The organism is Lentzea sp. NPDC058436 (assembly GCF_042721515.1).
Lineage (GTDB): Bacteria > Actinomycetota > Actinomycetes > Mycobacteriales > Pseudonocardiaceae > Lentzea.
Genome location: NZ_JBHXLF010000030.1, coordinates 39,858 through 51,922 on the forward strand (window position 1 = coordinate 39,858; position 12,065 = coordinate 51,922).

Annotated in this window: 11 protein-coding genes; 2 read left to right on the top strand and 9 right to left on the bottom strand. The window is 69.3% G+C overall.

Translation table 11 applies throughout. The features are described from left to right. Nucleotides 1–95: 95 nt before the first annotated feature. On the top strand, nt 96–1,490 hold the full coding sequence (locus ACFWN2_RS43340) for a S8 family serine peptidase (RefSeq protein WP_382436507.1): 1,395 nt from the start codon (nt 96–98) through the stop codon (nt 1,488–1,490). Nucleotides 1,491–2,132: 642 nt separating this feature from the next. Here ACFWN2_RS43340 and ACFWN2_RS43345 read toward each other — a convergent pair. Genes ACFWN2_RS43345 through ACFWN2_RS43360 form a run of 4 tightly spaced genes read right to left on the bottom strand, consistent with a single transcriptional unit; the run spans nt 2,133 to nt 6,668 of the window. Next, nucleotides 2,133–4,094 (bottom strand): TIGR03960 family B12-binding radical SAM protein, encoded by a 1,962-nt coding sequence (locus tag ACFWN2_RS43345; RefSeq protein WP_382436509.1) that lies wholly within the window; start codon nt 4,092–4,094, stop codon nt 2,133–2,135. A gap of 44 nt (nt 4,095–4,138) precedes the next feature. Continuing rightward, the gene (locus ACFWN2_RS43350) at nt 4,139–4,984 is read right to left on the bottom strand and encodes an ABC transporter permease (RefSeq protein ID WP_382436511.1); all 846 of its coding nucleotides are present in this window, start codon (nt 4,982–4,984) and stop codon (nt 4,139–4,141) included. Next, the gene (locus tag ACFWN2_RS43355) at nt 4,981–5,754 is read right to left on the bottom strand and encodes an ABC transporter permease (protein ID WP_382436512.1); all 774 of its coding nucleotides are present in this window, start codon (nt 5,752–5,754) and stop codon (nt 4,981–4,983) included. Before ACFWN2_RS43355 ends, ACFWN2_RS43350 begins: the two co-directional genes overlap by 4 nt. Beyond that, complete coding sequence (locus ACFWN2_RS43360) at nt 5,754–6,668, bottom strand: ABC transporter ATP-binding protein (RefSeq protein WP_382436514.1); 915 nt, start codon at nt 6,666–6,668, stop codon at nt 5,754–5,756. The genes ACFWN2_RS43355 and ACFWN2_RS43360 overlap by 1 nt, the downstream gene beginning before the upstream one ends. A gap of 55 nt (nt 6,669–6,723) precedes the next feature. On the opposite strand from ACFWN2_RS43360, the gene ACFWN2_RS43365 reads away from it, so the two are divergent. Then, a complete protein-coding gene (locus ACFWN2_RS43365) occupies nt 6,724–7,311 on the top strand; it encodes a GNAT family N-acetyltransferase (protein ID WP_382436515.1) in 588 nt (195 codons plus the stop codon). 494 nt (nt 7,312–7,805) lie between these two features. Here the strand turns inward: ACFWN2_RS43365 and ACFWN2_RS43370 are convergent, their stop codons facing one another. From ACFWN2_RS43370 to ACFWN2_RS43390, 5 genes are all read right to left on the bottom strand, one after another. After that, nucleotides 7,806–8,621, bottom strand: coding sequence for a metal ABC transporter permease (locus tag ACFWN2_RS43370; protein ID WP_382436516.1), 816 nt, complete (start codon nt 8,619–8,621; stop codon nt 7,806–7,808). After that, complete coding sequence (locus ACFWN2_RS43375) at nt 8,618–9,409, bottom strand: metal ABC transporter ATP-binding protein (RefSeq protein WP_382436517.1); 792 nt, start codon at nt 9,407–9,409, stop codon at nt 8,618–8,620. The genes ACFWN2_RS43370 and ACFWN2_RS43375 overlap by 4 nt, the downstream gene beginning before the upstream one ends. Continuing rightward, nucleotides 9,406–10,317: a metal ABC transporter solute-binding protein, Zn/Mn family gene (locus tag ACFWN2_RS43380; protein WP_382436518.1), complete on the bottom strand. Its 912-nt coding sequence runs from the start codon at nt 10,315–10,317 to the stop codon at nt 9,406–9,408. Before ACFWN2_RS43380 ends, ACFWN2_RS43375 begins: the two co-directional genes overlap by 4 nt. Nucleotides 10,318–10,415: 98 nt before the next feature. Continuing rightward, on the bottom strand, nt 10,416–11,510 hold the full coding sequence (locus tag ACFWN2_RS43385) for an ABC transporter ATP-binding protein (RefSeq protein WP_382436519.1): 1,095 nt from the start codon (nt 11,508–11,510) through the stop codon (nt 10,416–10,418). A gap of 109 nt (nt 11,511–11,619) precedes the next feature. Beyond that, nucleotides 11,620–12,060 (bottom strand): nuclear transport factor 2 family protein, encoded by a 441-nt coding sequence (locus ACFWN2_RS43390; protein WP_382436520.1) that lies wholly within the window; start codon nt 12,058–12,060, stop codon nt 11,620–11,622. Nucleotides 12,061–12,065: the final 5 nt, after the last annotated feature.

The following is a 12,065-nucleotide window of genomic DNA, read 5'->3' on the forward strand; positions in this document are numbered from 1 at the left end:
TAGATCGTTGCGCGTGGCTACGGTCCGGCTGACTGGACGCCCTGCCTGACTGGAGGTCACTGGTGCCTCTGCTCCACCGCGCTCGAGTGGCGGCGATGACCGCACTGCTCGCGGCCGGGTGCTTGGCGGCGTCCCTGCCCGCGGCCGCGCAGCCCTGGGTCTCCCCCGTGACCCCCGAATGCATCCAGCCCGGTCCGCTGCTGCGCTACCTGGTGGTGTTCTCGCAGCTCACGACCCCTGAGATGGCGGACGCGGAGATCACGGAGGCGTGCGGCACCACGACCGTCTACTACCCCGAGATCTCGGTCGCCGTCGCGACCTCGCCGGACCCGTCGTTCCTCAAGCTGATCGGCCCGCAGCGCGCGTACAGCGCCCAGGCCGAGAGCGTGAAGCGGTCGCCGAAGCGCAAGAAGGACGACACGGAACTGCTCCGTCCGTCCGGCGTGCGCTCGGGCGAGCAATGGGACATGGATCTCATCAAGACCTCCGCCGCGCACGAGATCTCGACTGGTTCCAAGTCCGTCGTCGTGGGCGTGCTGGACTCGGGCGTCGACGCCCGCCACCCGGACCTGGTGGACGCGCTGGCACCGGAGCTGTCCGCCGGATGCCTGACCGGCAAGCCCGACACGTCGCCGTCCTCGTGGGCCCCGACGACCTCGGCCCACGGCACGCACGTCGCCGGCACCATCGCCGCCGCGGACGACGGCCGCGGCACCACGGGCGTCGCACCGGGCGTGCGCATCGCGTCCGTGAAGGTCGTCGACGACGAGGGCTTCATCTACCCCGAGTACGCGGTGTGCGGCTTCATGTGGGCCGCCGCGCAGGGCATGACCATCACCAACAACAGCTACTTCATCGACCCGTACCTGTTCACGTGCCAGAGCGAGCCGGGCCAGCGCGTCATCTACGAGGCCGTGCGCCGCGCCGTGGACTACGCGACCTCGCAGAACGTGCTGACCGTCGCCGCCGCGGGCAACGCCGCCGCGGACCTCTCCCGCCCCGGACGCGACTCGATGTCGCCGACGAACGGCGAGTCGCAGACGAGGCCGGTCGACTCGACGTGCGTGGTGCTGCCCGCCCAGCTCAAGAACGTGGTCGGCGTGTCGGCGGTGGAGTCGACCAAGACCAAGGCGGGGTACAGCTCGTACGGGCTGGGCGCGATCGACGTGACGGCGCCGGGCGGTGACGCGCGGACGCCGACCGGGTGCGTGTTGTCGACCGTGCCGTCCGGCTACGACTACTCGTGCGGGACGTCGATGGCGGCGCCGCACGCGGCCGGGGTGGCCGCGTTGATCGCTTCTACGCACCCCGAGACGGATGCTGTGTCGTTGGGGCGGATGTTGAACGCTCAGGCTGAGACTTTGGCTTGTCCTGGGGACTACGACTTGAACGGGACCGGGGTGCAGGACGCTTTCTGCACCGGGTACTCGGAGTACAACTCGTTCTACGGGCACGGGCTTGTGGACGCTCTGGCCGCGGTGACGAAGTAGGGCCCGGTTGGTGGCTGGGATGGGCGGCGCGGGCGTCCTTTTGTGCGCGCGTTGGGCTGCGGACGGGCACGCGGCTCGGTTGAGGTGCGGACGGGCACGTGGCGGGATCGGGCGCGGAGTGAGGCTGTGCGCGCGTAGGGCGGCCGTGCGCGTGTGAGGACCGCCGCACGCGTGTGAGGCCGCGCACGGGCGGTGGCGCGGCCGTACGCGCGTGAAACGACCGCACGCGTGTGAGGGCCTCGAACAGGCGGTGGCGCGGCCGTGCGCGCGTGAGAAGGCCGTGCGCGCGTGAGACACAGACGGGTGGTAGCGCAAGGGCGACCCGTGCGCGCAGAGCGGCTGTGCGCTGTAGAGCGGCTGCGCGCGCATGAGGACGTGGATCGCGCTGCGCCGCGCGTCAGGCGACCTGTACGGGTAGCAAGGCTGCGCTCGTAGCACCGGCGTGCGCTCGTAGCACCGGCGTGCTCGCGTAGAGCACGGATGCGCGCGTAGCGGCTGCGCGGCCGGGGCGGCGTGCGCGGGCGGTGCGAACGCGGTGTGCGCGGTCGCGGAAGCGCCTGCCACCATCACGAAGCCGCCCGACACGAAACAGGGCCCGCTTTCGCGGGCCCTGTCGTCGGCTCGTACCCCGCCAGAGGCCGGTTACGGCGTCAGTGCCGGGTTCTTCACCGGCGAACCGACGCCCACCGGCGAGATCGGCAGCAGCTTGCGGCCCGTCGGGCCGACCTCGATGTCCGTGCCCATGGCCGGGCAGACGCCGCAGTCGAAGCACGGGGTCCAGCGGCAGTCGTCCTGCTCGCGCTCGTCGAGCGCGTCCTGCCAGTCGGCCCAGAGCCATTCCTTGTCGAGGCCCGAGTCGAGGTGGTCCCAGGGCAGGACCTCCAGCTCCTCGCGCTCGCGGGTCGTGTACCAGGCCAGGTCTACGCCGAGCGGTTCCAGCTCCCGCGCGGCCATGGCGGTCCAGCGGTCGTAGCTGAAGTGTTCGCTCCAGCCGTCGAACCGGCCGCCGTCGCGCCACACGGCCTCGATGACCTTGCCGATGCGGCGGTCACCGCGGCTGAGCAGGCCTTCGATGAGGCTCGGCTTGCCGTCGTGGTAGCGCATGCCGATGTTGCGGCCGAGGCTGCGGTCGGCGTTGACGGCCTCGCGGAGCTTGCGCAACCTGTCGTCGACGACGTCCGGGTCGCACTGCGGGGCCCACTGGAACGGCGTGTGCGGCTTGGGCACGAAACCGCCGATCGAGATGGTGCAGCGGACGTCGTTGCGGCCGCTGGCCTGACGGCCGGCTCGGATGACGTTCTTCGCCATCTCCGCGATCTGCAGGACGTCCTCGTCCTCCTCGGTCGGGAGGCCGCACATGAAGTAGAGCTTCACCTGCCGCCAGCCGTTGGAGAACGCGGCCGACACCGTCCGGATGAGGTCCTCCTCGGACACCATCTTGTTGATGACGCGGCGCATCCGCTCGCTGCCGCCCTCGGGCGCGAAGGTGAGGCCCGAGCGCCTTCCGTTGCGGGAGAGCTCGTTCGCGAGGTCGATGTTGAACGCGTCCACGCGGGTGCTCGGCAGGCTCAGGCCCGTGTTCGTGCCCTCGTAGCGGTCGGCGAGGCCCTTGGTGATCTCGGCGATCTCGCTGTGGTCGGCGCTCGACAACGACAGCAGGCCGACCTCTTCGAAGCCCGTCGCCTCCAGGCCCTTCTGGACCATGGCGCCGATGCCCTCGATGGACCGCTCGCGCACCGGGCGGGTGATCATGCCCGCCTGGCAGAAGCGGCAGCCTCGGGTGCAGCCGCGGAAGATCTCGACGCTCATCCGCTCGTGGACGCTCTCGGCGAGCGGCACCAGCGGCTGCTTCGGGTACGGCCACGCGTCGAGGTCCATCGTGGTGCGCTTGAAGACGCGGTACGGGACCCGGTCGCGGTTCGGCACGACGCGCTGGATGCGGCCGTCCGGCAGGTACTCCACGTCGTAGAAGCGCGGGATGTACACGCCGCCGGTCTCGGCGAGCCTGGTCAGCACCTCGTCGCGGCCGCCGGGGCTGCCCTCGGCCTTCCACGCGCGGACGATCTCGGTGATCTCCAGGACGGCCTCTTCGCCGTCGCCGAGCACCGCCGCGTCCACGAAGTCCGCGATCGGCTCGGGGTTGAACGCCGCGTGCCCGCCGGCGACCACGATGGGGTGGTCCTCGGTGCGGTCCTCGGCGTGCAACGGGATGCCCGCGAGGTCCAGCGCCGTCAGCATGTTCGTGTAGCCCAGCTCCGTCGCGAAGCTGATGCCCATCAGGTCGAACGCCTTCAGCGGGCGGTGCCCGTCGACCGTGAACTGCGGGACGTCGTGCTCGCGCATCAGCGCTTCGAGGTCCGGCCACACGGCGTACGTGCGCTCGGCGAGCACGTCCGGCAGCTCGTTGAGGATCTCGTAGAGGATCATGACGCCCTGGTTGGGCAGCCCGACCTCATACGCGTCGGGGTACATCAAAGCCCAGCGCACGGACGCCGCGTCCCAGTCCTTGACGGTCGCGTTGAGCTCCCCGCCGACGTACTGCACCGGCTTGGAGATCCGCGGCAGCAGTGGCTCCAACCTGGGGAAAACAGACTCGACACTCACACGACCAGAGTAACGGCCCCCACAGCCGGGGGCCGAATCGCGCCTCAGTCCAGCAACAACTTGCCCAAACGCCGGGCCGCCACGACCGTTCCGGCGGCCGCCAGCACCGCGAAGTACGCGAGGTGACCGAGCATGCCCCAGCCGACCACGCCCAGCGTGAGGCCGCGCATGAGCTCGATGGCGTGGTAGAGCGGCGTCCACGTCACCACCGTCTGCAGCCAGCCCGGGTAAACCGACAGCGGGTAGAACGTCGTCGAGAACAGGAACAGCGGCAGCACCGCGAGTTGCACGAGGTCGAAGTCCTGCCACGAGCGCATGAACGTCGTCGCCGCCATGCCCACCGCCGCGAACGCGAACGCGACCAGCAGCGCCGCGGGCAGGGCCAGCAAGGCCCACGGCGAGGCGATGAGCCCCATCCCGAGCATCACGCCGAGGAACCCCGCCGAGTACAGACCACCCCGCAGCAACGCCCAGGAGATCTCGCCGATCGCGATGTCCATCGGCCCCATCGGGGTCGTGAGCATCGCGTCGTAGAGCTTCGCGTACTTGAACTTGAAGAACACGTTGAACGTCGCGTCGTACACGGCCCCGTTCATCGCGCTGGCCGCCAGCAACGCGGGCGCCACGAACGCGGCGTAGCTGATCGGCCGCCCGTCCGGCCCGGCCACCGCCGTCACCATCTGCCCGAACCCGAGGCCCAGCGACCACAGGAACAGCATCGGCTCGAACGCCCCGCCGACCAGCACGAACCACGCGCGTTTGTTCACCACGGCGGACCGTTCGACGAGCATGCTCGCGCGCCTGCCGTAGAGCCCCGGCGGGATCACCCGCCACAACAGCCCCACGCTGGCGGGTTTCGCCTGATCGGCGCGGTCGAGTGTCTGCGTCATACCGCCAGCCTCCGGTGGAAGAAGCGAACGCCGAGCGCGACGCCAACGGCGACCAACGCGCCGAGGTACGCGATGTGCCCCAACGCCGGTAAGAGGTCCAGCGTGCCGAACGTCGCGCCGCGCGCGAGCTCGATGCCGTGCCACGCCGGCGTGAGCCACACCAGCGGCAGCAACCAGTCCGGCAGCTGGCTGACCGGGAAGAACGCGCCGGTGAACAACGTCATCGGCATCAGCACGAACCGGAAGATGTTGTTGAAGGCCTCGGGTTTGTCCAACGTCGCGCTGTACGCCACGAGCGGCGCACTGAACGCCAGCCCCGCCAGCGTCGCGACCGGAATGGCCAGCAGGATCCCCGGCCCGGCCGCCGCACCGAGGAGAGCGGCGATGCCCACGAACACGATCGACCGCAGCAACAGTTGCGAGCCGATCCACATCACCTGCGAGTAGAGCACCTGCGCAGGCGTGATCGGCGTGGCCACCATGGCGATGAACGACTTCTGCCACATGAACTGCGACATGACGGGGAAAGTCGACTCGAACGTCGCCCCCTGCACCGCCGTGACCACGACCAGCGCGGGCGCGAGGTACTGCAGGTACGGCACGCCCCCGATCAACGCCGTCGACTGCACCTGCGACCCGAACCCCAGCCCGAGCGCCAGCAGGAACAGCACCGGCGTCAGGAAGCTCGACACCGCCGTGGCCCGCCAGTTGCGCCGGTACCACGTCCAGGTCTTCTCGAACCCGAACCAGGAAGCCCTCAACGTCTCCATCAGTCCACCAACGTCCGGCCGGTGAGCCTCAGGAACACGTCCTCCAGCGAACTGCGCCGCACCAGGCTCTGCACCGGCTGCACCCCTTGCTCGTGCACCACGTTCAGCGTGTGCTCGCCGTCCTGCGTGTAGAGCAACAACCGGTCCGGCAACACCTCGACCCGCTCGGCGAACCTCTCCAGGTCAGGCTTCTCGGCCCCCGGCTGGAACCGCAGCTCCAGCACCTCCCGCGTCGAGTACCGGTTGATCAGCTCGCTGGGCGACCCCTCGGCCGCGATCCGCCCGCCGTCCATGACCACGAGCCGGTCGCACAGCTGCTCCGCCTCGTCCATGTAGTGGGTCGTGATGATGAGCGTGACACCGTCTTGTTTGAGCCTGAACAGCCTGTCCCACAACAGATGTCGCGCCTGCGGGTCCAACCCGGTCGTCGGCTCGTCGAGCAACAGCAGCTCCGGATCGTTGACCAACGACCGCGCGATCGTGAGCCGCCGCTTCATCCCACCGCTGAGCGGCTCGACCTCGTGGTCGGCCCGGTCCGAGAGCTGCGCGAACTCCAGCAACTCCTCGGCCTTCTCACGACACTTCTGCCGCGACATCCCGAAGTACCGCCCGTAGATCTGCAGGTTCTGCCGGACCGTCAACTCCGTGTCGAGGTTGTCGAGCTGCGGCACCACCCCGAGCCGCGCCCGGATCTTCGGCCCCTCCGTGGCGGGGTCCATGCCGAGAACCGTGAGATCTCCCCCGGTCCGCCCGGACACGCACGAGATCATCCGCATGGTCGACGACTTCCCGGCCCCGTTGGGCCCGAGAAACCCGAACGCCTCACCCCGCCGCACCTCGACGTCGATGCCGCGCACGGCCTCGAACGATCCGAAGTGCTTGGTCAGAGCCTTGGCCTCAACGAGGTTGTCCACCCACCCGACGGTAACGAACGGGTCTGACAATTCTCGACGCAATTACGATCAGCGCATGTCCACGACCTTGCGCTGGCTCTCGGAAGCAGACGACCACCTCCGCACCGAGATCCACGCGGTGGTGCACGACGTGGTGGCGGCGGGCGGCGCGGTCGGCTACCACGAACCCCCTGGCCCGGACCGGATCTCCACTTGGCTGGACGGCGTGCTGAAGCAGGTCCGAGACGGCGACGCGGCCTTCGCCGTCGCCTGTGTGGACGGTGTGGTGCGAGCCGTGGGTTTGTGGCGGCGGGGCTCGACCGCCGTGTTCCAGCACCGGGCCGAGATCCAGCAGATCATGGCGCACCCTTCGGCACGCGGGCTGGGGCTCGGGCGGCTCGTGGTGGAGGGGTTGGTGTCGAACGCCCGCGCGGCAGGTCTTGAGATCTTGATGCTCGGGGTGCGTGGGAACAACCACGGGGCCATCGAGCTGTATGAGGGGCTTGGGTTCCGGGAGTGCGGGCGGATGCCCAATGCGATCGCGGTGGGGGGTGAGCGGTGGGACGACGTGTGGATGTACCTGCCGCTCGGCTATCCGGAGGGGACGGTGCTGAACGGCGCCGCGGCAGGCGGGTTGGGGAGCAGTCCGCGACGGATGGCTTGATCGCGGCGCGGTGGGTGGGGCTGGGGCCTGGTGGGGACGGGGCCTGGTGGGGGACGACGTGGTGTCCGGGGTGGCGGCACGGCGCGGCTGGGGTGACGGCGCGGCTGGGGTGACGGCGCAGCGGGACGACGGGCGGGGGGAGGGCGGCGCGGCAGCGGGACGCCAACGGCCGGGTGAGCGCAGATCGAACGCGATGCCGCAGGCGAGCCGTCCTTACCAAGATGCCTGGGTGGGGTGGCTTCGTCACGAGTCGTGCCACAGCACTTGCTGCATCAGAGGAGGGGTGTCAAACCGCCACGCTCTTCGGCGGTTTGACACCCCTCCTCTGATGTGGCCCGCTCTTGGTGCGACTCGTGACGAAGCCACCCCACGGAACGCAACCAACCAACGCAACGCGCAGCCGCCAAAAGCAACGGGCGTGCCATCTACCTGCCGAGGGCGCTGGCCCCGGCTTTTGATCAGATTGGCGGGGTCTGGGGCGGAGCCCCAGGGTTTCAAGCAGCCCGCCGCCGAACAGCCCCAACCCCACGACAAACCAGGTAGATCACAAAGCTGACCGCGGTAACCAGAGCGGAAACCGGCAACCCAGGCTGCAACGACAGCAAAATCCCACCCACAGCAGCAACCTCAGCGAACACCACGGACAAAACCGTGGCCCGCAAAGGAGAAGCGGTAACCCGCATGGCCGCAGCAGCAGGCGTGATCATCAACGCCAGCACCAACAACGCCCCAACGACCTGAACCGACAACGCGGTAGCGATCCCGACCAGCACCGCGAACACGATCGACAACGCCCGCACCGGAACCCCGCGCGACACAGCGACATCCGGGTCCACCGAAGCGAAGAACAACGGCCGGTAGATGAAGGCCAGCACCACGAGCACCACGACAGAAGAGACGACCAGCAGGTTCAGGTCGGTCGAGTCGACCCCGACGATCTGCCCGGTCAACAGCCCGAACTTGTTGCTGGCCCGCCCCTTGTACAGGGCGAGCATCAGAATCCCCAGCCCGAGCCCGAACGCGAGAATCGCCCCGATCACCGAGTCGCGATCGCTCTCCCGCCGCGACAACACGCCGAGCAACACCGCGGCGATGATCGACCCGGCCAGTGCGCCGTAGCCGATCCCGATGCCCAGCAACAACGCCGCCGCACCACCGGTGAACGCGAGCTCGCTGGTGCCGTGCACCGCGAAGGCCATCTTGCGCGTGACCACCAAAGGCCCGAGCACGCCGGCCACGAGTCCCAGCACGGCGGCCGCGATCAGCGCGGTCTGGACGAAGTCGAGCGACAGCAGGTCGAGGAAGCTCACGACGCGGCCTCCGCCGTCAGGTGGTGCGTCTGCTCCTCGCAGGCGCCCGCGCCGACCACCAGGATCTGGTCGCGCACCCGCACGACCTCGACCGGCGTCCGGTACAGCTCGGACAGCGTCCGCGAGTTCATGACCTCTTCCGGCGTGCCGATCCGGAACCGGCCGCCGACCAGGTACAGGACCCGGTCTACCAGCGGCAGCACCGGGTTCAGCTCGTGCGTCACGAACAGGACGGCCGTGTCGGACTCGCGGCGGCGCTTGTCGATCAGCTCGGACACGACGCGCTGGTTCGCGAGGTCCAGGGACAGCAACGGCTCGTCGCACAGCAGCACGGAGGGGTCGCCGACCAGGGCCTGGGCGACGCGCAGCCGTTGCTGTTCACCGCCGGACAGCAGTCCGATGGGCGAGTCCGCGTACCGGGTGCCGCCGACCGCCTCGATGGCCGCGTCGACGCGGATCCGGCGTTCGCGGCGGCCGCGCAGGCCGAAGCCCCACGCGTGGCCGTCCAGGCCCAGGCCGACGAGGTCGCGGCCGCGCAACGTCATGGACTGGTCCAGCGCTCGCTGCTGCGGGACGTACCCGATGGCGTGGTTGCCGCCGGCGATCTTGACCGTGCCGGACGACAGCGGCTGCAGGCCGAGCAGCACGCGCATCAGGCTGGTCTTGCCGGAACCGTTGGGCCCCAGGACCGCCAGGAACTCACCGGGCTCGACGTCGAGGTCGAGCCCGTCCCACAGCACTCTGTCCCCGTAGGACAGCCGTGCCCCGCGCAGCGAGATCGCGGTCATGCCTTGAGCGCCTGCGAAAGCGCGTCAACCTGCTTGCTCATCCAGTCAAGGTAGCCGGTCACGCCCTCGGGCAACGTCTCGGTGACCGCGACGACGGCGACGCCGGCCGTGCGAGCCTTCTCGACGACGCCCTTCGTGACCTGGTTCTCGGTCTGGGTGTTCTCCACCAGCACGTTGACCTGCTTGCCCTCGACCAGCTGGTTCATCTCCGCGAGGGCGGCCGCCGGCACGTCCGACTCCTCCTCGATCGCCTTGCTGAACGCCTCAGGCGTCACGTCCTGCGCGCCGGACTCCTCAAGCAGGTAGTGCGCGATGGGCTCGGTCGCGACGACCTTCTTGCCCTGGCCGACGCCCGCGATCTTCTTCTCGAGCTCCTCCAGCTTGGCGGAGAAGTCGGCGGTGTTCTTCTCGAACGTCGTCTTCTTGTCCGGCGCGATGGCGCCGAGCTCGTTCGCCGCGGCCTCGGCCACCGCCTGGACGGTGTGCAGGTCGTACCAGACGTGCTCGTTCACGCTGTGGTCGTGACCGTCGGCGTCGGGCGTGCCGGTCGACGGCTCGGCGTGGTTGTCGGCGAGCGGGAACGCCTCGACCTTCTTGGTGGCGTCGCTGGTGATCAGCTTGGCGAAGAAGTCGTCGTAGCCGCCGCCGTTGAACACGACCAGCTTGGCGTCCTTGACCAGCGCGGCGTCCGCGGGCTTGCTCTCGTACGAGTGCGGGTCGGCCGACGGGTCGTCCAGCAGGGCCTTGACCTCGACCGCGTCGCCGCCGACGGCCTTGACGACGCTGCCCCAGACGTTCGTGGAGGCGACGACCTGGATCTTGCCGCTGTCGGCGGACGGCGTGGAGGTGCCACAGGCAGCCAGGCTCACGACGGCGAGAGTGCCGACCAGAGCGTTGCGGAGAGTCATCACGCCGTCCCTCGATCAGGTAATGGAAACCGTTGTCGAGTTCATATTACGACACGAAAAAGCCCCCGGCGGTCACGCCGGGGGCTCGAACGTGTGACTCAGGACTCCAGGCGCTCGCCCGACTCGGGGTGGAACAGGTGGATCTCGCTGTGGTCGCGGACGGCGACCTTGACGTGCTGACCCAGGGTCGGAGGCGTGCGGCCGTCGACGCGGACGACGAAGCGCTGCGACGACTCACCGATCTTCACGGCGCCGTGCACGAGCGCGTCGGCACCGAGCTCCTCGACGAGCTCGACGGTCATCTCCATGCCCTCCTCGCCCGACGGCACGATGCCGAGCGCCTCGGGGCGAATGCCGAAGGTGACCTCGTCCAGACCACCGGCGGCGTCGAGCGCGGCACGCGACAGCGGCACGACGATGCCGTCGAGCTTGGCGCCCTCCGCGCTGATCGGGACGGTCTTGAGGTTCATGGCCGGCGAGCCGATGAAGCCCGCGACGAACGCGTTGGCCGGGCGGTCGTACAGCGCGCGAGGCGTGTCGCACTGCTGCAGCAGGCCGTCCTTGAGCACCGCGACCCGGTGGCCCATCGTCATGGCCTCGACCTGGTCGTGCGTGACGTAGATCGTGGTGGTGCCGAGGCGCTGCTGGAGGGCGGCGATGTTCGCACGCGTCTCGACGCGCAGCTTGGCGTCCAGGTTGGACAGCGGCTCGTCCATGAGGAACACGGAGGGCTCGCGGACGATGGCGCGACCCATGGCGACGCGCTGGCGCTGACCACCGGAGAGCGCCTTCGGCTTGCGCTCCAGGTACTTGGTGAGGTCGAGCATCTTGGCGGCCTCTTCGACCTTCGCCTTGATCTCGGTCTTCGCCACACCGCGCAGCTTGAGCGCGAAGCCCATGTTCTCCGCGACGGTCATGTGCGGGTACAGCGCGTAGGACTGGAACACCATCGCGATGTCCCGGCCCTTCGGCGGCACGTTGGTGACGTCCTTGCCACCGATGTGGATGGCGCCCTCGTCGATGTCCTCCAGGCCCGCGAGCATGCGCAGCGCGGTCGACTTGCCGGAACCGGACGGACCGACCAGCACCAGGAACTCGCCGTCCGCGACCTCCAGGGACAGCTCGTCGACGGCGCGGACCGGCGGGTTGCCGGAGAACACGCGCGAAGCCTTGACGTAGGACACCTCTGCCATGTGACGCACCTTTCACCCTTGTCTGGACGCGACGTTAGGTGTTGCAAGCGCTTACGTGAACAGACGAAAGCGCTTACGTTGCACGGGTTCGCAACGTAAGCGCTTACGTTCAGGCGCGTGGTGACACGAGCGCTTCGCAGAGGGCGCCGAGCCGCCCCCTGGCCCGCGCGAGTCCCAAGTGGTCGAGGTAGTCCCGCGACTCGACGATCACCCCGTCGCGGACCCGCAGGACGATGACGCTCGACGCGGCCCAGTCGCCGTCGCCGCGGTAGGTGAACTCGCCGACGACCACCTCGGGGTCGTCGGTCCGGTGGACGTGGACGTCCTCGACGCGGAACCCGGCCGGAGCCGGCGGTCCCGCCGCGCCGAAGTGCCGCCGGAGCGCCTCGCGACCGAGCAGCGGGGTGTCGCCGAGCGGGGCCATCGGGTGCCGGACGTCGGTCTCCTCCGCGTAGAACCCGGCCAGCACGTCGACCTGGCTCCCGTCGCCGTTCTGCAGGCGGCAGACGCTGTCGAGCAGGGCGCGGAACGTCTCTTCTGCGGTGCGCATCAGCG

Coding starts and splice junctions, on each gene's coding strand:
- ACFWN2_RS43340 (WP_382436507.1), top strand. CDS start 96: ATGACCGCACTGCTCGCGGCCGGGTGCTTGGCGGCGTCCCTGCCCGCG.
- ACFWN2_RS43350 (WP_382436511.1), bottom strand. CDS start 4,984: ATGACGCAGACACTCGACCGCGCCGATCAGGCGAAACCCGCCAGCGTG.
- ACFWN2_RS43355 (WP_382436512.1), bottom strand. CDS start 5,754: ATGGAGACGTTGAGGGCTTCCTGGTTCGGGTTCGAGAAGACCTGGACG.
- ACFWN2_RS43365 (WP_382436515.1), top strand. CDS start 6,724: ATGTCCACGACCTTGCGCTGGCTCTCGGAAGCAGACGACCACCTCCGC.
- ACFWN2_RS43375 (WP_382436517.1), bottom strand. CDS start 9,409: ATGACCGCGATCTCGCTGCGCGGGGCACGGCTGTCCTACGGGGACAGA.
- ACFWN2_RS43380 (WP_382436518.1), bottom strand. CDS start 10,317: ATGACTCTCCGCAACGCTCTGGTCGGCACTCTCGCCGTCGTGAGCCTG.
- ACFWN2_RS43385 (WP_382436519.1), bottom strand. CDS start 11,510: ATGGCAGAGGTGTCCTACGTCAAGGCTTCGCGCGTGTTCTCCGGCAAC.
- ACFWN2_RS43390 (WP_382436520.1), bottom strand. CDS start 12,060: ATGCGCACCGCAGAAGAGACGTTCCGCGCCCTGCTCGACAGCGTCTGC.